This is a genomic window from Faecalibacterium sp. AF28-13AC (assembly GCF_003478405.1).
Lineage (GTDB): Bacteria > Bacillota > Clostridia > Oscillospirales > Ruminococcaceae > Faecalibacterium > Faecalibacterium prausnitzii_E.
In genome coordinates this window covers 136691-157588 of the sequence record NZ_QUFG01000008.1, presented here as the reverse complement: position 1 = coordinate 157588, position 20898 = coordinate 136691, and the positions used below count along the sequence as shown (strand labels likewise).

Annotated in this window: 18 protein-coding genes and 1 tRNA gene; 11 read left to right on the top strand and 8 right to left on the bottom strand. The window is 59.7% G+C overall.

Annotation, left to right across the window (positions count from 1 at the left end; translation table 11 throughout):
• Positions 1-338 precede the first annotated feature (338 nt).
• On the bottom strand, positions 339-1715 hold the full coding sequence (locus DWY95_RS12585) for an MATE family efflux transporter (protein ID WP_118553750.1): 1377 nt from the start codon (positions 1713-1715) through the stop codon (positions 339-341).
• Positions 1716-1778: 63 nt separating this feature from the next.
• On the bottom strand, positions 1779-4022 hold the full coding sequence (locus DWY95_RS12580) for a glycoside hydrolase family 3 N-terminal domain-containing protein (protein WP_118553749.1): 2244 nt from the start codon (positions 4020-4022) through the stop codon (positions 1779-1781).
• A gap of 402 nt (positions 4023-4424) precedes the next feature.
• On the opposite strand from DWY95_RS12580, the gene DWY95_RS12575 reads away from it, so the two are divergent.
• The 3 genes from DWY95_RS12575 to DWY95_RS12565 all read left to right on the top strand — a co-directional run bounded on the left by DWY95_RS12575 (position 4425) and on the right by DWY95_RS12565 (position 6599).
• Positions 4425-5942 (top strand): MFS transporter, encoded by a 1518-nt coding sequence (locus DWY95_RS12575; protein ID WP_118553748.1) that lies wholly within the window; start codon positions 4425-4427, stop codon positions 5940-5942.
• Positions 5943-6061: 119 nt separating this feature from the next.
• The gene (locus tag DWY95_RS12570) at positions 6062-6355 is read left to right on the top strand and encodes a TM2 domain-containing protein (RefSeq protein ID WP_118553747.1); all 294 of its coding nucleotides are present in this window, start codon (positions 6062-6064) and stop codon (positions 6353-6355) included.
• 49 nt (positions 6356-6404) lie between these two features.
• The gene (locus DWY95_RS12565) at positions 6405-6599 is read left to right on the top strand and encodes a hypothetical protein (RefSeq protein WP_118553746.1); all 195 of its coding nucleotides are present in this window, start codon (positions 6405-6407) and stop codon (positions 6597-6599) included.
• Positions 6600-6827: 228 nt separating this feature from the next.
• Here the strand turns inward: DWY95_RS12565 and DWY95_RS12560 are convergent, their stop codons facing one another.
• Positions 6828-9074 (bottom strand): glycoside hydrolase family 2 TIM barrel-domain containing protein, encoded by a 2247-nt coding sequence (locus tag DWY95_RS12560; RefSeq protein ID WP_118553745.1) that lies wholly within the window; start codon positions 9072-9074, stop codon positions 6828-6830.
• A gap of 206 nt (positions 9075-9280) precedes the next feature.
• On the bottom strand, positions 9281-10231 hold the full coding sequence (locus DWY95_RS12555) for an L-lactate dehydrogenase (RefSeq protein WP_118553744.1): 951 nt from the start codon (positions 10229-10231) through the stop codon (positions 9281-9283).
• Between the two features lie 313 nt (positions 10232-10544).
• On the opposite strand from DWY95_RS12555, the gene DWY95_RS12550 reads away from it, so the two are divergent.
• Positions 10545-10635 (top strand) — tRNA-Ser (locus DWY95_RS12550).
• A 193-nt stretch (positions 10636-10828) separates the two neighbouring features.
• Here DWY95_RS12550 and DWY95_RS12545 read toward each other — a convergent pair.
• The 4 genes from DWY95_RS12545 to prmA form a co-directional block, all read right to left on the bottom strand.
• Positions 10829-11266 (bottom strand): DUF188 domain-containing protein, encoded by a 438-nt coding sequence (locus DWY95_RS12545; protein WP_118553743.1) that lies wholly within the window; start codon positions 11264-11266, stop codon positions 10829-10831.
• Positions 11263-11931, bottom strand: coding sequence for an alpha/beta hydrolase-fold protein (locus DWY95_RS12540; protein WP_118553779.1), 669 nt, complete (start codon positions 11929-11931; stop codon positions 11263-11265). The genes DWY95_RS12545 and DWY95_RS12540 overlap by 4 nt, the downstream gene beginning before the upstream one ends.
• 164 nt (positions 11932-12095) lie before the next feature.
• Positions 12096-12839: an RsmE family RNA methyltransferase gene (locus DWY95_RS12535; RefSeq protein WP_097791732.1), complete on the bottom strand. Its 744-nt coding sequence runs from the start codon at positions 12837-12839 to the stop codon at positions 12096-12098.
• Between the two features lie 96 nt (positions 12840-12935).
• The gene (gene prmA, locus DWY95_RS12530) at positions 12936-13850 is read right to left on the bottom strand and encodes a 50S ribosomal protein L11 methyltransferase (protein WP_118553742.1); all 915 of its coding nucleotides are present in this window, start codon (positions 13848-13850) and stop codon (positions 12936-12938) included.
• Positions 13851-14193: 343 nt separating this feature from the next.
• Here prmA and DWY95_RS12525 point away from each other — a divergent pair, with 343 nt between their 5' ends.
• The 7 genes from DWY95_RS12525 to DWY95_RS12495 all read left to right on the top strand — a co-directional run bounded on the left by DWY95_RS12525 (position 14194) and on the right by DWY95_RS12495 (position 20898).
• The gene (locus DWY95_RS12525) at positions 14194-15666 is read left to right on the top strand and encodes a PTS transporter subunit EIIC (protein ID WP_118553741.1); all 1473 of its coding nucleotides are present in this window, start codon (positions 14194-14196) and stop codon (positions 15664-15666) included.
• A 186-nt stretch (positions 15667-15852) separates the two neighbouring features.
• Positions 15853-16581: a glucosamine-6-phosphate deaminase gene (nagB, locus tag DWY95_RS12520; RefSeq protein ID WP_118553740.1), complete on the top strand. Its 729-nt coding sequence runs from the start codon at positions 15853-15855 to the stop codon at positions 16579-16581.
• A gap of 154 nt (positions 16582-16735) precedes the next feature.
• Positions 16736-17863 (top strand): N-acetylglucosamine-6-phosphate deacetylase, encoded by a 1128-nt coding sequence (gene nagA, locus DWY95_RS12515; RefSeq protein ID WP_118553739.1) that lies wholly within the window; start codon positions 16736-16738, stop codon positions 17861-17863.
• The gene (locus tag DWY95_RS12510; RefSeq protein WP_118553738.1) at positions 17860-18462 is read left to right on the top strand and encodes a GNAT family N-acetyltransferase; all 603 of its coding nucleotides are present in this window, start codon (positions 17860-17862) and stop codon (positions 18460-18462) included. Before nagA ends, DWY95_RS12510 begins: the two co-directional genes overlap by 4 nt.
• A gap of 158 nt (positions 18463-18620) precedes the next feature.
• Positions 18621-19133: a twin-arginine translocation signal domain-containing protein gene (locus DWY95_RS12505; RefSeq protein ID WP_118553737.1), complete on the top strand. Its 513-nt coding sequence runs from the start codon at positions 18621-18623 to the stop codon at positions 19131-19133.
• Between the two features lie 13 nt (positions 19134-19146).
• On the top strand, positions 19147-19683 hold the full coding sequence (locus DWY95_RS12500; RefSeq protein WP_118553736.1) for a twin-arginine translocation signal domain-containing protein: 537 nt from the start codon (positions 19147-19149) through the stop codon (positions 19681-19683).
• A 324-nt stretch (positions 19684-20007) separates the two neighbouring features.
• Positions 20008-20898 carry a phosphate ABC transporter substrate-binding protein gene (locus DWY95_RS12495; protein ID WP_118553735.1) on the top strand — a complete coding sequence of 297 codons (891 nt, stop codon included), beginning with the start codon at positions 20008-20010 and terminating at the stop codon, positions 20896-20898.

The following is a 20898-nucleotide window of genomic DNA, read 5'->3' as shown; positions in this document are numbered from 1 at the left end:
ATACCACACGCGCGGTCGAATGACCACTCATATCTATGAGAATTTGCCCGAAATGCACCCTTCTGGTACAAAGTCCAGTGCGCGGCATCTTGCCAGCGGTGGATACACTTCGGATATGAAAAAGTCCCATGCCGACACCGTGACGGTGCAGACATGGGACTTGATGCTTTTTCGGCCTGGCCTGGCAGCCGGAACCGATCCGGACAGGCGTTTACAGGGTCTTACACGCCCGAATAGGCGGAGAAGCCGCCGTCTACGGGCAGGCAAATGCCGGTGATGAACCCGGCGGCGTCGGTGTTCAGAACGTTCGTTTCCATAACAGATCTCCTCTTCGCTGCTTAAACTTTGCCCGCGCCCCTGTCCAGGATCTTATCGAACCGGGAGAAGAAGGTAGCGGCGGTGACGGCGGCGGCGATGATGTCGCTGACCGGCTCGGCCAGGAAGACGCCGAACACCGGGTCTGCGACCACATGCGGCAGGATGAAGATGAGGGGGATGAGCAAAATCAGCTTGCGCAGGCAGGCCAGCAGCAGGCTGACCTTGGCCTGACCCAGCGCCATAAAGCTCTGCTGGCAGGCGATCTGGATGCCCAGCGAGAAGATGCCAGCCATGTAGATGCGCATGGCCCAGGTGGTGTACTGGATCAGGGTGGCATCCGAGGTGAAGATGCCGGCCACCACACCGGGCACCAGCATCATCAGCACCCAGAAGATGGCTGTGTAGCCGAAGCAGACCAGAAGCTGGAAGCGGAAGGCCTCCTTGACGCGCTCTTTCTTGCCTGCACCGAAGTTGAAGCTCATCACCGGCTGGCCGCCCTGGCAGACGCCGGAGACCGGCATACTGGCCAGCTGGGAAACGCTGGTAATGACCGTCATTGCGCCCACGGCCACGTCGCCGCCGTAGCGGGCCAGGCTGGAGCTGAAGCTGATCGAGAGCAGGCTCTCGGTGGACATCATGACGAAGGTGGAGATGCCCAGCGCCAGGACGGGCAGCACGATCTTCCCTTCGGGCTTGAGGTATTCTTTCTTCAGCCGGAGGGTGGTCTTGGGGCCGGTGAGGAAACGGATGATCCAGATGGCACCCACAGCCTGGCTGAGCACGGTGGCGATGGCGGCACCCCGCACCCCCAGACCAAAGAGGAAGATGAGGATGGGGTCGAGTACGATGTTGATGACCGCACCGATGACGGTGGTCAGCATACTGATCTTGGCAAAGCCCTGTGCGGTGATGAAGGGGTTCATGCCCAGCACGATGAGGACGCAGACTGAGCCGAGGATGTAGATGCGGCTGTACGCCAGCGCATAGGGCAGGGTGGCGTCGCTGGCACCGAACATCCGCAGCAGGGCCGGTGCAGCAGCGTAGAACACGACGGTCAGCAGCACCGAGAAGATCAGCAGCATGGTGAAGCTGTTGCTGACGATCTTTTCCGCCTGGTCTTTGTCGCCCTGGCCCATGGCGATGGCAGTGCGGGGCGCACCACCGGCACCGATGAGCATCGCAAAGGCGTTCAGCAGCATCAGGATGGGGGTGAACAGGCCCACGCCGGTCAGCGCGGCTGCGCCGATGCCGGGAATGTGGCCGATGTAGATACGGTCCACGATGTTATACAGCAGATTGACGATCTGGGCCACCACGGCCGGGATCATCAGCTGGAGCAGCAGCTTTTTGACGCTGCCGGTGCCCATATCTCCTTGTTTTTTCTGTGTTTGTGCCATTGGTTTCTCCTTGCATGAAAAGGGCGGCCAGCACCCGAAAAGAGGTGCTGACCACCGCATATTTTAATACGACAGGCCAAAATTCAACTCATAGTAATTTCCGGCGGCGTCACGGTAAGCGTAAGCCTTGCCGTTTTCGTCCTTCATGCAGTCGGGCATGTAGGCATCCTTGGCGTAGCCGGGCACATCGTTGGGGCTGATGCAGACGCCGTCTGCATTGACGGCCAGCACTTCGTCGCCCTTGGGCAGGGTCAGCGGCAGCTTGCCGACTGGGGCAAAGCGGCCGAACAGGACGTCCAGCGTTGCGGAGGGGTAGGTATCGAAGCCGACGGTCAGCGCGTCGGAGACTTTTTCGATGCTGCCGACTTCCCAGGCCAGCGGGCAGTTGATGTTGGAAACGACCTTGCCGCCGTGTGCGTGGACAGCCTCGGCGATGCCGGGGATGCGGCTGGCACCGACCAGCGTGGTCTCCTGATGGGTCTCGGCGGTGGGCTTGCCGCTTTCATCCACGTTGCAGACGGTCTTGCCTTCGCAGATGTCCAGCTCCAGATAGCCCGGCGTTGCATTGAAGTATGCACCGGACTGCGGGCTGACCATCAGCAGGGCGACATCGGCCTCGGCGGGGTCGGCCACCAGCGTGACATTGCCCAGCATCTCGCGCAGGGCCTTGGTGGCAGCTTCGCCGGCCTCGGCGCTCTTGCCGAAGGCCTCGGCGTAGACCTTGCAGCCGTCCTTCAGGGGCAGGGTGCCGTCGTTCTTCAGCAGGACGACGCTCTCGCGGTGGACGCGACTGGCCTCTTCCCAGTCGGCCTTGGTGGCCACGACCTCGGCAGCCTTCCGGGGGTCTGCATAGGGGTCTTCGAACATGCCCTGACGGAACAGCTCGGTCAGGGTGCGGCGGACGGCGCGGTTCAGGCTCTCGTCGGTCAGGACAAGGTCTTCCTTCCGGAAGCCTGCGGGCACTTCGTGGGTGTCGTAGTAGCCGTTGGTAGCACGGGCGTAGCTCTCCTCACCGAACGCATTGTCCAGCAGACCGGAGATCAGGTCCACGCCGCTCTGCGTGACGGCGTAGCCGATGCGCTCCGGTTCATCCAGCATATCGACGCCCCAGCACATGTTGTGGACGATGCCGGTGTCGGAGTTGATGTAGCCCTTGAAGCCCATCTGGCTGCGGAGCATCCCGTCGATGAAGACCTTGTTGTAAGCGAAGCCATAGGGATTCAGCGCGATGGGGTTGCCCTCGAAGTCCTCCTGCGGGGCGCTCTTCTCAGCGGACGGCTTGGAGTAGTAGGGCATGATGGACTCGGCGTTGTGGCGGATGGCCGCACGGAAGGCCGGGATGTGGTACTTCTGCAAGGAACCGGGGGTGGCGTAGATGTTCCACTGACCTGCTGCATAGTGGGGGTCGAAGCCGTTCTCACGGGCACCGCCGCCGGGGAAGTGCTTCACGGTCACGGACACGCCGTCCGGGGTGACGCCGTTGCTGCCGCCCTGGATGCCGGGGATGAGGTGGTCGAAGATCTCCTCGATCAGCTCCGGGTCCTCGCCGAAGGTGCCGAAGGTGCGCTGCCAACGAGGGTCGGTGACGCAGTCGGCCATGTACATGTAGCCCTTCTTCAGGCCGCAGGCGTTCCACTCGCGGCGGATGGTGTCGGCGAACTTGTCGATGATGTCGATGCGGGCAGTGCCCTTGACAGCCGCTGCGATGCCCAGAGTGCCGGGCCAGGTGGCGAAGACACCGGCGGCATCGTTCATGCCGAAGACGACCTCGCCGTTCTCGTTGCGGCTGTTGGACATGACCTGCATGGGCACGAAATGCTCACAGGTCTCGGTCAGGTATTGCAGCTGGTTCAGATAGTCGGCCAGATCTTCGGGGGTGGGGTTCTCGCGCAGGATGACGTGGCGGTTGAAGCACTTTTTGACCATGTCGGAGGTGCTGGGCAGCGCCTGATGGCCGAAGATGCTGTCGGAAACGTCCACCGGTGCCTCATCCAGCAGGCCGGAGTCATCGCCCACAGGCTTGTGGCCGTTGGCAGCCAGACGGGGCGAGGGGTACTTGGGGCCCATCCGCCAGTCCGAGGTGAACAGCTGGCCGATCTTCTCACGGGTGGTCAGGGTCTGGACATAGGCTTTGGCGCGCTCTTCAGGGGCAAGGCGCCAGTCGTTGACGGCGCTGACGGTGCCGGTGCCGTCGATATCCTTGAAATAGAGGCCGTCCTGTTCGATGACCCGGCGCTCCACCGTGCCGATGGTGGGGCCGTTTGCGTTGACATAGCGCTGGACGCGCTGGGATGCTTTCGTTGCCATGTGATTTCTCCTTTTTATTTTACGCCGTCTGCGGTGGGGTTCGTGATACCTATATTATAATGGCAGACCCCAGAAAGGGATTAGAAAAATTTTTGGAAAAATCCGCACTTTCCTAATATTCTTTTCCATGCAGGTCCATGCAGGCGAAGAAAACTGGCAATGTGCTGTACTAGTATATCAATGCTGTGTGCAATTTGACCAATAGGTTTTTGGAAAGTTGTGAAAATTGCTTCAAAATAGTAAAATCGTCCTGTTTTACCTCAAAATATTACTAACAGAATTTCAAAATATCGTTCATAATAAGGACATAAAGTCCCGATGTGCCGCACAGTGGCAGGTGCGGTTTTCAAACGGGGCAAAAACGGAGAACGCCTTGTTTACAAATTAAGGAGAGAAAACGAAATGGCAAAAACGAGAAGTCTGCCGGATAAGTACTACGACAAAGACTACGAGCACAACGGCATCCACCGCGTTCCGCTGTGGCGCATCGCATGCTTTGCACTGAACAACACGGCTACCAACCTGTACATGATGATGATGGGTTACGCTACCTACTACCTGATGGGCTGGGTCGGCGTCGGCATGATGATGGCCTCTTCCCTGAGCATGATCATGCGCATCTGGGACGGTGTCACCGACCCGTTCGTGGGCTTCATGGTCGATAAGACCAACGGCAAGTTCGGCAAGAACCGCCCGTTCATCATCATCGGCAACATCATTCTGGCCGTGACCAGCTTCATCCTGTTCCACGTCACCCACCAGCTGCCGCAGGCAGTCCGCTTCCCCTTCTACGTTGTGGTCCTGATGATCTACTATCTGGGCTACACCTGCCAGTGCGTCGTTACCAAGTCTGCACAGTCCTGCATGACCAACGACCCCAAGCAGCGCCCCATGTTCGCTTCCTTCGACGGCGTGTTCAACACCGTTCTGTTCGCTGGTCTGGCGGTCGTGTTTGCGAATATGGCAAACAGCTACAAGGATGTCGGCGGCTATGCTTCCACCCAGTTCTTCCACAGCCTGTGGGTCATGACCGCCATCGGTTCCGGTATCTTCACCCTGCTGGCTGTCATCGCCATCGCCCCGAAGGACCGTCCGGAGTTCTTTGGCACCGGCAAGCCGGTCAAGGTCGGCCTGAAGGATTACTGGGATACCCTGAAGAACAACCGCGCCATCCAGATGCTGATTCTGTCTGCATCTACCGATAAGCTGGGCTCCTCTGCCCGTACCAGCGCTGTCTCCGTTGCAATGTTCGCCTGCATCGCTGGTTCTACCGTTCTGCAGGGCAACGTGACCGCTCTGACCACCATCCCCAGCGTCATCGTCACCTTCCTGGCCATCTCTCTGGTGGCTACCAAGTTCGGCCAGCGCAAGGCCATGATCATCGGCTCCGTCGGCGGTCTGGTCGTCAACGCTCTGACCATCGCCCTGTGGCTGCTGGGCGACCCCACCACCATGACCTCTGACCCCGCTAAGGGCACCCTGAACTGGGGCTACTTCCTGATCCTCCATGTTGGCCTGAGCATCATCTACGCAGGCTTCCAGGGCATCTCCGGCAACATCGTCATCCCCATGACTGCGGACTGCGCCGACTACGAGGTCTATCGCTCCGGCAAGTACGTCCCCGGCCTGATGGGCACCCTGTTCAGCTTCGTTGATAAGCTGGTCTCCTCCTTCGCACCCATGATCGCCGGTGTCATGTTCACCATCTGCGGCTTCGCTGACCACAACCCCGTTGAGGGCGACGTGGCTACCATGAAGCTCCGCATCGGCTGCGCCTTCTGCTACAGCGGCATCATCATGATCGGCCTGCTGTGCAACCTGATCGCCATGAAGTTCTATCCCCTGACCAAGGAGAAGATGGCTGAGATCCAGGACGAAGTTGCTGCCATCAAGATGAAGGCAATGGCTGAAAACGCATAATCAAGCTGCCACGCTTTCTGATTCTGCGGAAACTACATCCCATGGGAAAGACCGCTCACCGGCCAAGTGCGCAGTGGGCGGCTTTCCCGATTTTATGAGACAAAGACAGAGGTACGACAATGGCAAATACCCAATGGATAAAAGACCCCGACCACGGTTTTATCTGGAATTCCATCGAACATTACTTCTATTGGAAGGAAAACCGCCAGCGCCATGAGGTGAACCGGAAAAAGTATCTCCGCCTTTGCATTCTGGGGGCCTTTGGGGCGCACCAGTTCTACGCCAGGCGCCCGGTTTTGGGGGTGCTGTATCTGGCCACCTTCTGGACCGGCTTCTCGGCAGCCATGACCATCGTGGATGCTGTCATCGCGGCCCCCATGAAGCCGGACGAGAACGGCAGCATCTGGCTGTGACCCCCACCTCTTCTGAGCGGTTCCGCCGGGACCGGAAAGGTACAGTTCTATGAGCAACGTTTTGCAGACCCTGTTCAACACCAATCACGAGCTGCCTGATCTGCAGGTCATCGTGATTCTGGCCATCCTTGCGATCGTTGCGCCCTCGGTGGCCAAGTATCTTCATCAGCGGCGTTCCAGCGGCAGCACCAAAACCTCTGCCGCCTCGGCAAAGCCCCGCACTCAGCACAAGAAAAAGCGCTGAGCGGCTGAACTTTCTACGACATTTTCCCTCTATTCATTCATCTCATTTACCTCCTTTCTTTTCGAAGAAACACCAAAAGCCCGCAGCGAATGCTGCGGGCTTTTGGCGTTTCGGCTCTCCCCTCTCAGGAGCCTCCGAACAGGACGACAAAATGCCCCGGCAGGTGCTGCACAGCATCTGCCGGGGCGGTTTTATGGGGCTTTAACTTTGGGTCCTATCCGGAAACGCTCAGACCTTCTTGATCTTGATGAGCTGTGCGTTCAGGCTCTCCAGGAAGCCATCGGGCAGAGCCATGACGTTGCCCAGGTTCTCCGGGGACATGGTCTTCATCATATCCCACATACCGGAGCCGGGCTTCACATCAAAGTTGGTGGTCAGCTTCACGACCTTGGCAACGAGGGCGAAGGCTTCGGGGCACTTGGAGACTTCTTCCATGTTGTCCTTGATGCTGTAGTAGCCTTCCGGGAACTCCATGGGAGCCTTGAGGTCCAAATCCAGGCTGCCGACCTGCTTGAACCAGTTGGCAACGCCCTCCTGGCGCGCGTTGAACTCCGGCAGGGTGTAGTAAGAGGGCTCCTCGGCGACCTTCTCCAGGGTGATGGAATCCTTCACATCACCGGCCACAGCCAGGATGGTGTTGAAGCCTTCGTTCAGAGCAACGTCGAACTTGAAGACGCGGTGCGCGGTCTGCTGGCCGACTTCCTTGCCGTTGACGTACAGAACGACGGTGTCCTGGTTGGAGTAGACCTTGATCTCGGTGGTCTCGCCTGCGCGCTGTGCGTGGCGGCGGCCAGCGATGTGGACCATCGGGGTCTGGGTCCAGTAAGCCTGATAGACAAAGTAGCTGTCCTTCTTGGTCTTGCGGTCCATGGTGACGAGGCCCTTGTTGTTGCGGCCGCTTACGCCGCCCTCGTTACGTGCAGCGCAGCCGAAGTCGAACATGTTCCAGACGTGGGAAGCCCACACCCAGGGACGGTCCTCGAAGACCTGTGCCATGTGCTCGTGGTACAGTGCCTGATACTCCTCGGTGTAGTCCTTGCACTCCGGCGTGTTGCTGTGCCAGTTGATGATGCCCTCGCAGCCGTACTCGGAAATGCCGATGCAGATGTCGGGGTGGTCGGCGTGGAACTTGTCCAGCCAGGGGCCGTTCTGCTCCATCTTGCCGCCGTACCAGCCGAAGTAGTGGTTGTAGCTCTCCAGGTCGGTGATGTGGTGCATGGGGCCGTCCACGGGGGTATGAGAAACATGTGCAATGGTGGTCAGGCGGGTCGGGTCAAGCTCCTTGCAGAGCTTTTCCAGATCGTGGTGGGTGTCCACCAGCTCCTGAGAGATGCCGCCGATCAGGATCTCGTTGGAGATGCCCCAGAACATGATGGAGGGGTGGTTGTAGTTCTGGATGATGAGCTCCTTCATCTCCTCCATGACGTGGGTGTGTGCGCCCTCGCCCTTCTTGAAGACGCTGATGAAGGGGATCTCAGCCCAGACGGCGAAACCGATCTCGTCGCAGGCATCGTAGAAGTCCTGGCTGTGCTGATAGTGTGCCAGACGGATGGTGTTGGCGCCCAGCTCCTTGATGAGCATGGCGTCGTCATAGTGCTCCTCGGCGGTCAGAGCGTTGCCCTCGAACACGCGGTCCTGATGGCGGGAAACGCCGCGCAGCGGGGTGGGCACACCGTTGATGGAGAAGCCTTCGTTGGGCGTGACCTTGAAGGAACGGACACCAACGTTGGCGTAGATCTCATCGACGGCCTCATTGTTGCGCTGCAGGGTCGCAGTGACGGTGTACAGGTTGGGCTCGTCCATGCTCCACAGCTGTGCATCGGGCACGTAGATGGTGACTTCGGTCTCGGCAGAGCCGCGGACAGCGGAAGCGACCTCGCGGCCGAAGCAGTCCTCGATGCTGTACAGAACGGTCAGGTCGTCAGCGGGGTTGGTGACGAAGCTCTTGATGGTGAAGTTTGCACCGCCGTCCTCCGTGGGAACCGGGGTGACCATGATGCCGGGGCCGCCGTAGTAGTCCAGATCAAAGTGTGCATTAGGCACGCTGATCAGGTTGACGCCGCGGTACAGGCCGCCGTAGAAGGTGAAGTCGGCGGAAGCGGGGTACATGGACGGGGTGTCCTCGTTGGAGACCTCGATGGTCAGCTCGTTCTCACCCTCGTGGCACAGATCGGTGACATCGGCACGGAAGATGGAGAAGCCGCCCTCATGGGTGGTGGCGACCGTGCCGTTGACCTTCACGGTGGCGTTCAGCGCAGCAGCGAGCACCTCAACATAGGTGCGGCCGCCCTCACGGGGCTGCTTGGGCTGCTCGAAGGTGCGGGTGTAAACGCCGGTGGTGCGCAGGTAGCTGCCGTTGCCGTCGTTGCCATCCACAGCGTTCCAGGTGTGGGGCAGGTTGACCTGCTCCGTCACATGGTCGCCCTTGGGGAAGGACAGGGTCCAGTTTTCGTTCAAGGAAATGATCTCTCTCATTGATACGACTCCTTCTCAGTTTTTTTCTCTGTGTGGGTCTGCGGCGCAGACCTCGTTGTGAGATTAGTATATCACAGGAAACCACCGGAACGTTTGTACAAAATCGCGTCAAAATAGTAATATTTTGTGAAAATTCCAACGACCGGCCCGCTTTTGTGCAGAAGAAAACGGCCCCGGCAGCTGCCGGAGCCGTTTTCAGGCTTGCATCAGATCCCGCATTCGTCCAGGATGCCGCGCAGGGTGTCTGCGGACTTCCGAAGGTCAGCGGATTCCTTCTCGCTCAGTGCGATGGGGACCAGCTCTTCGAGGCCGTCGGCACCCACCACGGCGGGCATGCTCAGAACGACATTGTCCACGCCGAAGTCGCCGTGCATCATCGAGGAGATGGGCAGGATGGACTTCTCGTCCCGGATGATGACCTCGCAGATGCGCTTGACGGCCATTGCGACGCCGTAGTAGGTGGCGCGCTTCTTCTCAATGATCTCGTAGGCGCTGTTCTTGACCTTCTCCGCGATATTCTCCTGCGACTTGTCGTGGTTGTAGTGGCCGCGCATCTCGCAGAAATCGTCCAGCGCGATGCCGGAGACGTTGGCGCTGCTCCAGGCCGCGATCTCGCTGTCGCCGTGCTCGCCGATGATGAAGGCGTGGACGCTCTTGCTGTCCACGGACAGGTGCTCGCCCAGCTGATACTTCAGGCGGGCGGTGTCCAGCACGGTGCCGGAGCCGATGACCCGGTGCTCCGGGAAGCCGGACAGCTTGATGGCGGCATAGGTCAGGATGTCCACCGGGTTCGCCACCACCAGCAGGATGCCGCGGCATTCCCGCTTGGCGATCTCCGGAATGATGCTCTTGAAGATGTTCAGGTTCTTGTGCACGAGGTCCAGCCGGGTCTCGCCGGGCTTCTGGCCTGCGCCTGCCGTGATGACGATGATGGCAGCGTCCACGATGTCATCGTAGGTGCCGGCATAGATCTTCATGTTGCCCACAAAGGGGATGCCGTGGCTGATGTCCATGGCTTCGCCCTCGGCCTTGGCGTGGTCTGCGTCGATCAGGACGATCTCCGAGAACAGCTTGCTCTGCATCAGCGCAAAGGCGGACGCCGAGCCGACGAAGCCGCAGCCGATGACGGCGATCTTGCGTAAATTGACGTTGTTCATAAGTTGCTTTCCCTCTTCTGCCGCCCACGGCGGCTCCATTCATTCCAAAACCTCTCCCGCCGGGAGAAGCTGCCGGGCGAAATCGTTAAACTTTTGCCAAGCTCGGATACATTACCAGAAATCACGGCATCTGTCAAGTGCATGCGCAACGACGCCGCTGCTTTTTCACAGGATGCCGCACAGCCTTTGAAAATATACCCGGCAGACGCAGAAGAAAACCAGTTGACGGAAAGCGGGAACTTTGTTATAATAATAGGGCTATCAAGCGGCTTTGGCAGCTTCTGCCCGCCGCTCCGAAGCGCGAAGTGAATAGGGAGATGTATCGAAGTGGTCGTAACGAGAACGACTCGAAATCGTTTTGTCCTTAACCGGGCACGTGGGTTCGAATCCCACCATCTCCGCCAACAAAAGGCATCAGCTCAGGCTGGTGCCTTTTTTGCGGCTAGATGGTGCGGATGAGAACAGGGCGGCGGCCCGCAGGCCGCAAGCAATCAGCCCTGCGGGCTGTTGCTTAGCCCGCGGGAGAATACCCACCATCTCCGCCAACAAAAGGCATCAGCTCAGGCTGGTGCCTTTTTTGCGGCTAGAAAGTATGTATCAATAACTTTTGCTCAGAATCTTCTCAAGCGTGTCCGCAAACCTGACATCCTGCTCCTTCGTCCGCTTTGGGCTCCCCTTGGGCTGCTTTCCGGCACGGAGGAGCTTTTTGTTTTCATACCGCCGCAGCATAAGAGCGTCTATGTTGTCGGCGGTGTATTCCAGACCATTCTGGTTCAGCACGCGTGCGCACTTGGCAAGGCACATGCTGGCCAGCCCGTAGTCCTGCGTCACAACCACATCTCCCGGTTTTACCCGGTTGACGAGAGCAAAATCCACGCTGTCCGCTCCTTTGTCGAACACCAGCGTCTGCGCACCTTCTCGCTCGATCTGGTGAGCTGTGTCGCACAGGATGATGACAGGAACGCCGAACTGCTTTGCAATCTGCAACGTCAAATCGACGACCGGACAACCATCTGCATCAATCAAAATGGTCATGTGTGTTCCTCCATCGTCCACCGAAAGGCTTTCGCGGTACGCAAATCAGCGTCCTTAAAGTGCCCGCCGCTGTTCCATTCAAGGGTGCAGTCTGCGCCACGCTCTATAAGCCGGCTGTGCAGGGTGCGGATGTTATCGCTCACCACAGCCATGACGGCGTTTTTCGTGTGCTCTTCCTTGTCGCCAAGGCTCAGATAAACGCGCTGTGCCTGTATCGGGTGCTGCTGTTCATGCTCCATCCAGCCCGGAAACCACACCGAGGGCGAGGCGGCGGCGATACCGTAGAACAGATTTGTCTGGGTGGAGGCCCACAGCGCAAACAGCCCGGCCAGCGAATAGCCACCCAGAATGATTTTGACGTTTTCCGGGAGAGGAAACTGCCGCTTCAGCGTGGGGATGACCTGCTCCGTCAGAAAGCGCAGGGTGTCCCCAGCATTGCCACCGAAACCTTGCTTCCCCCAAACAGCAGGGGCTTCCCACGGAGAAAGTGCATCGTTCCAGCTTTCCACCGGAATAGCCGCAAACAGAAAGCGGTGCGCACTCTGTGCAATAGCGGCAACCTCGCTTTCCATGCTTTGCAGCTCATGTTCACCGGTCATTTGGAACAGTAGGTATTCTGCATGGGTTTCGCCGTAAATGTGGCAAGGTTTGTTCCCGATTTGCATTGTCTGTGCGGTCACTGCGGCGTCCTCCCGAAAAAAATTTGATAAGCCCAGTATAGCAACTGAAAAATCATTTTGCAATTCAAAAGGCGTTCGCATTCGCAGACCAATTATAAACAAAACAGGAGGGACAGCTTGCGGGCTGTCCCTCCTGTTTTGTAAAACGCTTATTCCAAATTCCCCGTCAGGGTCATGACGGCGGAGAGAACGGCCAGAGGGGCCGTCTCGCAGCGGAGGATGCGGGGGCCGAGGCCGACTGTTTTAGCACCGGCCTGGGCGGCCATCTCGGCTTCCTCGGCGGCAAAGCCGCCCTCGGCACCGGTGATGACGGCGATCTTCGGCTTTTTGCCGTCGGCGGGGCGGACATCGGCCAGCAGCTCCCGCAGCGGGGCACCGCCGCACTCGTAGCAGAAGAGCACGAGGTCGTACCCTTCCAGACTGCGGCAGACCGCGCCGAAGTTGGGCAGCGGCAAGGCCACATCCGGCAGGATGCCCCGGCCGCACTGCTTGGCGGCCTCGAAGGCGATGCGGTTGTAGCGCTCGTTCTTCTGCTCCTCTTTCTTGGGGGCTGCTACGCAGTAGCGGCTGAAGAAGGGGACGAAATGCGCGCAGCCCAGCTCGACGCCGTGGCGGATGACCTGTTCCAGCTTGTCCTGCTTGGGATAGCCTGCAAAGAGGGTCACTTCCACGCTGGGTTCGGCGGCGCTGGGGTAGCCCGGCTCCACCGAGAACTCTACGGTCTCCGGGCCGAAGCCGGTGATGACGGCGGTGTATTCGACGGCGTTGCCATCGCAGAGGATGACGGTGTCGCCCAGCTTGCCCCGCATCACGCGGGCGAGGTGGTGGGCGTCCGCACCCCGCAGGGTGGCGGTGCCGTCGGCGATCTCAGTGGTAAAATAGCGGTGCGGCATAGTGGCTCCTATCCTGAACTTGCTCAGCTTATACAAACTGTATCCGACTGCCAAGGACTCTCCTGTAAGGAGAGCTGGTGCAAAGCGCCTGAGCAGTTATTTTTTGCGGCAGACGATGCACTCCCAGCCGCGCTTTTCCTTGACTTCCTGCACGGCGAGACCGGCGGCTTCCAGCCCGGCGATGACCTCATCCTTCCGGCTGTCGATGATGCCGCTGGCGATGAAAACGGCATCCTCGGCCATCAGGCCGGGGACGGCGGGGGCCAGAGACAGGATGGCGTTGGCGACGATGTTGGCGGTGATGATGTCATACGTGCCGCTGGCCTTGTCGGACAGGTCGCCCACCAGAACGGTGAGCTGGTCGGCCACGCCGTTCAGTGCGGCGTTTTCCCCGGCGGTGCGGACGGCCACAGGGTCGATGTCCACACCCTCGGCAGAGGCCGCGCCCAGCTTGAGGGCGGCGATGGCGAGGATGCCGGAGCCGGTGCCGATGTCCAGCACCCGCTCGCCGCCCTTCACCCGCTCGTCCAGCGCTTCCAGGCAGAGGCTGGTGGTCTCGTGGCCGCCGGTGCCGAAGGCCAGACCGGGGTCGAGGATGAGCTTGACGCGGTCGGTGTCATATTCCTGCCAGGAAGGCACGACGGCGAGCCGCTGGCCGATCTCCATGGGGTGATAGTATTTGCGCCAGCCGTTCTGCCAGTCCTCCTGCTCCACGCCCTCGGTCTCGACGGTGTAGGCGATGCCTGCCGCCTCCATCCGGGCGGCGATGAGGGCCAGCGTCTCCACCGGCGAAGCGCCCGGCTCCAGATACAGGTGGATGATGACCTGGTCGCGGGGCTTGTCCAGCAGCTCCTGCTCGATGAGGTCTACGTGTGCGATCTCGGCCACCTGCTGTTCGATGTCGCTGTAGTCTTCGATATAGATGCCGCCTTCGGCGATCATCGTGGCGACGGCCTCGGCGTTGTCAGCGTCGGCTTTGGCCACGGTCAGGCGGATGTCGGTCCATTCCATTGATAAAACCTCCTTCGGGATGTTGTGCACGGTTCGGGAATACCTATATAGTAACATAGACGCCGCCCCGGTGCAAGAAGTGCGCGGCAGAGGCAGCAGAATATAGAAAATTCACAAACAAGAAAATTATTTTCAAAGAGGAAACTTGTATCCCATCAAAAACCCCAAAAACTTTTGACTGAAAAATGCAAAATCAAGGATTTTTGTATCATTCGCAAAGAAAATGGCGAAAACCCCCTTTCTTTTTTTCTTAACATGTGTTAAGATATTGTTACGCAATTATGGACAGCCTGCAACCAGGGGCCTCCATAACAACAACATTCTTTAAGGAGGAATGTGTCTTATGATGAAACATCTCCAGAAACTGGGCAAGGCACTGATGCTTCCCGTCGCGGTCCTGCCGATCTGCGGCATCCTGATGGGTCTTGGCTATGCCTTTGCTCCGGGCGTTATGGGTGTGCCCGGTGCAGCAACTTCCGGTGCAGCTTACACCGTTGGCTTCCTGCTGGTCAAGGCAGGCGGCGCTCTGATCGACAACATGGCTTGGCTGTTTGCAATCGGTGCAGCAGTCGGTCTGGCAGATGACCACGATGGTACCGCTGGTCTGGCTGGCCTCGTCAGCTTCCTGATGATGCAGCAGCTGCTGAGCCCCGCCGTCGTCGGTGCAGTCCGCACCCTCGAAGAGGGCACCGCTACCTACATTGCTTTCCAGAAGGTCGCTGGCAACTCGTTCATCGGCATTCTGGCCGCTGTGGTGGGCGCGACCTGCTACAACAAGTTCAAGAACACCCAGATGCCTGACTGGCTGGCTTTCTTCTCCGGCAAGCGCTTCGTTGCAATTGCCACCGGCCTGATCTCCATTGTGGTCTCTGTTGTTCTGCTGTTCGTCTGGCCCGTCATCTTCGGCGCGCTGGTCGCTCTGGGCAAGGGCATCGCAGGCATGAGCGGCATCGGCGCTGGCATCTACGCCTTCCTGAACCGTCTGCTGATCCCCACCGGCCTGCACCACGCTCTGAACAACGTGTTCTGGTTCGATACCATCGGCCTGGGCGACCTGTCCCACTTCTGGGCTGGTGAGACCTCTGCAGATGTGGGCTGGAGCCTCGGCATGTACATGTCCGGCTTCTTCCCCTGCATGATGTTCGGTATCGCCGGTGCTGCTCTGGCAATGGTCAAGACCGCGAAGAACAAGAAGGCTGCCATCGGTCTGGTTCTGTCCGCTGCGATCTGCGCTTTCGTCTGCGGCGTCACCGAGCCGTTCGAGTTCGGCTTCATGTTCCTGTGCTTCCCGCTGTACATTGTGTACTCTGCTCTGTACGGCATCTTCACTGTCATCACCTACTACTCCGGCTTCCGTGCTGGCTTCTGCTTCTCTGCCGGTGCGACCGACCTGGTCTTCTCCGCATCCCTGCCCGCAGCTGCTAAGACTTGGATGATCATTCCTCTGGGCATCGCTGCTTTCGTCGTGTTCTATCTGGTGTTCTACTTTGCCATCACCAAGTTCGACCTGAAGACCCCCGGCCGTGAGGACGAGGACGCTGAAGAGGCCGAAAAGAAGATCACCCTGGCCAACAACAACTACACCGAAGTTGCTTCTGGTGTGCTGAAGGCCATCGGCGGCAAGGCAAACGTCTCCAGCGTGGACTACTGCGCTACCCGCCTGCGTTTCACCATCAAGGACTACACGCAGGTCGATGAAAAGGCTGTCAAGGCAGCAGGCGCAGCCGGTGTCATCCGTCCTGACAAGACTACCTGCCAGGTCATCATCGGCACCAAGGTCCAGTTCGTGTACGACGAGCTGAAGAAGATGCTGTGATCGCATCCTGAACCGTAATTTTATGCAGGAGACTGGTTGATTCTGCATCCATTCCCGAAGGGCCGCTGAGGGCGGGCGTTTACGCCCATCTTCGGCGGCCCCTTTTTTGTTCACACAAAACCGTTTTTTGAGCACTGCGACTGTGCTATACTGAAGACAACGAGAAAAAATCAGGAGGTTTCCACTATGAAGATCATTCGTGCAAAGGATTACAAGGATATGTCCCGCAAGGCGGCAAACATCATCTCCGCGCAGGTCATCATGAAGCCGAACTGTGTGCTGGGCCTGGCCACCGGCGGCACCCCTGTGGGCGCGTATGCCCAGCTGGTGGAGTGGTACAACAAGGGCGATGTGGACTTCTCGGAGGTCACCACCGTCAACCTGGACGAGTACCGCGGCCTGCCCAAGGAGCATCCGGAGAGCTACTGGAGCTTCATGCACAAGAACCTGTTTGACCATGTGAACATCCGCCCGGAGGCCATCCACCTGCCCGACGGCACCAACCCCGATGCAGCAGACGCCTGCGCAAAGTACAACGAGATCATCCACAGCGTGGGCGGCATCGACCTGCAGCTGCTGGGCCTTGGCCCCAACGGCCACATCGGCTTCAACGAGCCGGGCGAAGCCTTTGAGCTGGAGACCCACTGCGTGGACCTGACCGCTGCCACCATCGAGGCCAACAAGCGCTTCTTTGACGGCAACGAGGACCTCGTGCCCAAGCAGGCCTACACCATGGGCATCAAGACCATCATGCAGGCCCGCAAGGTGCTGGTGGTGGCCAACGGTCTGGCCAAGGCCAAGGCCGTCAAGGCCGTCGTGTCCGGCCCCGTCACCCCGGAGTGTCCGGGTTCCATCCTGCAGATGCACCCCGACTGCATCCTGGTGGCTGACGAAGAGGCACTGAGCCTGCTGTAAGGAAAAAACCTCTCCGTCAATGCTTCGCATTGCCACCTCTCCTGGTAGGAGAGGCCTTGGCAGTCGGATACAGCCTGCGGAATACGCCAAAGGCTCCCCTGGCGGGAGAACGGACGGGCCGCAGGCGAGACGGACAGGCTTGAGGTGTTGTACTATGATCATCAAACATGCAAAGATCTATACCCCCCGCCACACGTTCGAGGAGGGGGACCTGTTCATCCGGGAGGGGCGCATCGTGCCCTTTGCGCAGCCGGAAGCGGGCGAAGAAGTTCTGGATGCCAAGGGTGCTTATGCTCTGCCCGGCCTTGTGGACATCCATTTCCACGGTGCCATGGGCAAGGACTTCTGCGATGGAACGGAAGAGGCCATCCAGACGCTGGCCGACTTTGAAGCCAGCAAGGGTGTGCTGGCCATCTGCCCCGCGACCATGACCTTCTCGGAAGAGATCCTGAACGGCGTCATGGATGCGGCTGCGGCCCACCGGAACGGCAAGGGTGCAGACCTTGTCGGCATCAACATGGAAGGCCCCTTCATCAGCCCGAAGAAGGTCGGCGCACAGAACCCGGAATACCTCCATCCTGCCGATGTGGGAATGTTCCGCCGCTTGCAGAAGCGCGCGAACGGCCTCATCAAGCTGGTGGATGTGGCCCCCGAAGAGCCGGGTGCGCTGGAGTTCATCCGGGAGTGCCGCGGGGAGGTCCGCATCTCCATCGCCCACACCTGCACCAGCTACGATACCGCCTGCGCGGCTTTTGACGCCGGTGCCACCCACATGACCCACCTCTACAATGCCATGCCCGGCATCACCCACCGCGAGCCCGGCCCCATCATTGCGGCGCTGGAGCGCGGCGCAGAAGTCGAGCTCATCACCGACAATGTCCACATCCACCCGGCCATGGTCCGCTTCACCTTCCGCACCTTCGGCGACGACCACGTCGTCCTCATCGCCGACAGCATGATGGCCTGCGGCCTGCCCGATGGGCAGTACAGCCTGGGAGGACAGGCGGTCACGGTCAAGGGCCCGCGCGCCACGCTGACCGAACAGCCCGGCACCATCGCCGGAAGCGCGACCTGCCTGTACGACTGCATGAAGCGGGCTGTGCTGGAGATGGGCGTCCCGCTGGAGAGCGCCGTCCGCGCCGCCAGCGAAAACCCCGCCCGGAGCATTGGCATCGACAACGACTACGGCAGCCTGAGCGCCGGACGATACGGCAACGTCATTCTGGCCGACGAAGCGCTCAACATTCAGGCTGTCGTCCAGAAAGGAACCCGCATCCTATGAATCCCGTGACCCTGACCTGGCGGCTGCTGACCGCTGAAGAGCTGACGAAGGTGTACCTCGACGAGATGCGCCGCGATTTTCCCCAGAGCGAGCTCAAGCCCCTGAGCATGATCCTGAACAGCGAAGCCGCCGGGACCGCCCACACCTGGGGCATCTACGACGGCGATGCACTGGCCGCCTATCTGCTGATGGTGCGCCCCGTGGGCTGCACCATGAGCCAGCTGGACTACTTTGCGGTCCTGCCCCGGTACCGGGCCTCCGGTCTGGGCGCGGCATTGCTGGCAGAGCTGCCCGGCCACGAAAACGGCTGTCAGGCCATCCTCATTGAGGCCGAGTGCCCCGAAAAGGCCGAGGACGAGGCCATGGCCGTCCGCCGTCTGGGCTTCTACGCCCGGTGCGGGGCTGTGGATGTGGGCTGGACGGAGCATCTCTTCGATGCCTGGTTCCGGGTGCTGGTGCTGCCCTGCGGCCGGACCACCCCGGATGCGGAGACCACCGTGCAGGGGCTGGCTGACTGCTACCGCCGCACGATGGGCGATCCGCAGTGGAAAAAACACGTCACATTCTACCGCCCGGATGGGGCCGAAGCCCGGTTCTGACCAAAGTTTGCATTCAAACTGTGCCGCCTGCCCCTGCACCTTGCAGGGGTGGGCGGCTTTTTCTGAAAAAAAGACGCTTGACAGGCTGGAACAATATGGTATGCTTAACTTGACAAACGACTGAAAATGGACAAGACCGGGCAAGGAGGAAACAAGATATGGAACAAATATTTTCCCGCCGCGGATTTTTGAAGGGTGCCGCCGCTGCGGCGTTGGCCGTCTCGGCCATGGGCCTGACCGGATGCAGCACAGATGCCGGAGCAGAGCCGTCCACGGCGGTGATCCTGGGCGACTATAAGGTGGATCTGGACCTGAAGCGCTCCGTACTGGGCAAAAACGGGGATGGCAGCGCGACCGTCAAGCTGTCGGTCTTTGTGACCAACAACGACGCCGGTGCCGCCGCGATGCCCTTCATCCGGAGCATGTTCCCCTCGCTGTATGCCGGGGAGACGGAGCTGAAAGCGGGCAACTCCAAGACGGAGTTCGCCACTCTGCCGATGCGGGTGCCGACCGAGTGCACCCCAAGCTTCATCATCGAAGACGCCGACCTGTACCAGCAGGTCAACAGCGGCGCGGTAGACCTGAAACTGACCGTCAAGCTTTCAGGCCAGACGGCTGTGTATACCCTGAATTTTGGCACGCTGACCAAAACGGTCGAAAAGATTGGATAAGGAGGAACCGAAGATGGAACTGACCCGTCGTGGATTTTTGAAGAGTGTGGGCGCAGCAACGCTGGCTGTGGCCGCTGTGGGCCTGCTGGGCGGCTGCGAAGGCGGCGAGATGGTGGGCAACGCCAACGGCTTGAACGATACCGCTGAGCTGAAGGGCATCAAGATGACCGTGCGGTCTCTGGCTTACGCAAGCTATTCGGACGGCACCTTCTATCTGGTGCCGGAAGTGCTCATCAACAACGGCAGCGCGGCCGGGATCCCGCTGAACCCCACCGGCGGCAGCTTCAAGCTGCGGGTGAACGGCTCGGAGGAACTGGACATCAACTCCGACACCATGGCCATTCTGAACAAGAACTCTAAGCTGAACGCTCTGGATACCCGCACCCTGAACCGCGGCCAGTACGCAAAGGGCCATCTGTGCGGCAAGGGCAGCGGCGTGTCGAAGTTTAATTACGTGCAGGTGCTGTTCTATCCGAACCCGCAGGACGCCAAGACCTACCTGTGCTGCAAGATCGCAGCCAAGGAAGCTTCCCTGATGCTGGGCATCTGAGCGCCAGAGCAAACCCCTCCAAGCCGGAGCTGTGCGAGCCGCACAGCTCCGGCTTTTTTGATTGTGTAGTCTGCACAAGCAGAGCGGGGCATTTTTGGCAGTTGGCGCGGAACTGTAAAATCCGGCGCAACGATTTTCACACCGGAAGAGCCGGAATTTTACAAAGCAGGAAAAGCCTGTGCAAACAATTTACTTCGATTTTTCCCGCGCGTGGTCGCAGCAGCAGAAGGACGGCGGTACAATAAAGGCGTTCCAAGGGAAAACACAAAAAGGAAAAAAGAACCGGGAAAATACGACCCGGATATGGTTATGGAGGAAAACCTTATGAAAAAAATCACGCGCCGTTCGTTCCTTGCTGTTTGTGGTGCCGCAGCCGCTGCTGCTGCCCTGACCGCCTGCGGCGGTTCCGCTTCTTCCACTGCGGCTTCTTCCGCCGCTGCATCCACGGCCTCTTCGGCCGCTTCCACTGCTTCCGGCAGCCTGTCCGGCAATGTGGCCACCGGCGGTTCCACTTCCATGAAGAACGTCATCGCCGCCCTGACCGAAGGCTTCGCGGAGGTGGAGCCGGGCGTCACGGTCAGCTATGACCCCACCGGTTCCGGTGCCGGCATCACCGGTGCGACCGATAAGACCCTGGACATCGGCCTGTCCTCCCGCGCCCTGAAGGACGACGAGAAGAACGATGTGGACGGCACCGTCATCGCACTGGACGGCATCGCCATCATCGTGAACAAGGCCAGCAAGGTCGAGGACCTGACCGTCGATCAGCTCAAGCAGATGTTCACCGGCGAGATCACCAACTGGTCTGAGGTCGGCGGCGACGACGGCGAGATCGTTCTGATCGGCCGTGAGGCTGGTTCCGGCACCCGCGACGGCTTCGAGAGCATCGTGGATGTCAAGGACTCCTGCAAGTATGCACAGGAGCTGACCGCGACCGGCGCTGTCATCAGCGCCGTCGAGGCCAACCCGCTGGCCATCGGCTACGCTTCCCTGTCTGCCGTCGGCGAGACTGTGAAGATGGTCACGGTCGGCGGTGTGGCCTGCAGCGAGGAGACCGTCAAGGACGGCAGCTATGAGGTCCAGCGTCCCTTCGTCTTCGTCACCAACAAGTCCGTCACCCTGTCCGAGCAGGCGCAGGCCTTCTTCGACTTCGCCACCAGCGCCGATGCTGCGGACCTCATCCGTACCGCCGGTGCAGTGCCTGTGAATGAGTGA

What these genes read in the sequence shown, in the direction of transcription:
- DWY95_RS12565 (WP_118553746.1), top strand. Translation starts at nt 6,405, where the DNA reads ATGAGCAACGTTTTGCAGACCCTGTTCAACACCAATCACGAGCTGCCT.
- DWY95_RS12585 (WP_118553750.1), bottom strand. Translation starts at nt 1,715, where the DNA reads ATGGCACAAACACAGAAAAAACAAGGAGATATGGGCACCGGCAGCGTC.
- DWY95_RS12510 (WP_118553738.1), top strand. Translation starts at nt 17,860, where the DNA reads ATGAATCCCGTGACCCTGACCTGGCGGCTGCTGACCGCTGAAGAGCTG.
- prmA (WP_118553742.1), bottom strand. Translation starts at nt 13,850, where the DNA reads ATGGAATGGACCGACATCCGCCTGACCGTGGCCAAAGCCGACGCTGAC.
- DWY95_RS12545 (WP_118553743.1), bottom strand. Translation starts at nt 11,266, where the DNA reads ATGACCATTTTGATTGATGCAGATGGTTGTCCGGTCGTCGATTTGACG.
- DWY95_RS12495 (WP_118553735.1), top strand. Translation starts at nt 20,008, where the DNA reads ATGAAAAAAATCACGCGCCGTTCGTTCCTTGCTGTTTGTGGTGCCGCA.
- DWY95_RS12570 (WP_118553747.1), top strand. Translation starts at nt 6,062, where the DNA reads ATGGCAAATACCCAATGGATAAAAGACCCCGACCACGGTTTTATCTGG.
- DWY95_RS12540 (WP_118553779.1), bottom strand. Translation starts at nt 11,931, where the DNA reads ATGCAAATCGGGAACAAACCTTGCCACATTTACGGCGAAACCCATGCA.
- DWY95_RS12500 (WP_118553736.1), top strand. Translation starts at nt 19,147, where the DNA reads ATGGAACTGACCCGTCGTGGATTTTTGAAGAGTGTGGGCGCAGCAACG.
- DWY95_RS12575 (WP_118553748.1), top strand. Translation starts at nt 4,425, where the DNA reads ATGGCAAAAACGAGAAGTCTGCCGGATAAGTACTACGACAAAGACTAC.
- DWY95_RS12525 (WP_118553741.1), top strand. Translation starts at nt 14,194, where the DNA reads ATGATGAAACATCTCCAGAAACTGGGCAAGGCACTGATGCTTCCCGTC.
- DWY95_RS12555 (WP_118553744.1), bottom strand. Translation starts at nt 10,231, where the DNA reads ATGAACAACGTCAATTTACGCAAGATCGCCGTCATCGGCTGCGGCTTC.
- nagB (WP_118553740.1), top strand. Translation starts at nt 15,853, where the DNA reads ATGAAGATCATTCGTGCAAAGGATTACAAGGATATGTCCCGCAAGGCG.
- nagA (WP_118553739.1), top strand. Translation starts at nt 16,736, where the DNA reads ATGATCATCAAACATGCAAAGATCTATACCCCCCGCCACACGTTCGAG.
- DWY95_RS12505 (WP_118553737.1), top strand. Translation starts at nt 18,621, where the DNA reads ATGGAACAAATATTTTCCCGCCGCGGATTTTTGAAGGGTGCCGCCGCT.
- DWY95_RS12580 (WP_118553749.1), bottom strand. Translation starts at nt 4,022, where the DNA reads ATGGCAACGAAAGCATCCCAGCGCGTCCAGCGCTATGTCAACGCAAAC.
- DWY95_RS12560 (WP_118553745.1), bottom strand. Translation starts at nt 9,074, where the DNA reads ATGAGAGAGATCATTTCCTTGAACGAAAACTGGACCCTGTCCTTCCCC.
- DWY95_RS12535 (WP_097791732.1), bottom strand. Translation starts at nt 12,839, where the DNA reads ATGCCGCACCGCTATTTTACCACTGAGATCGCCGACGGCACCGCCACC.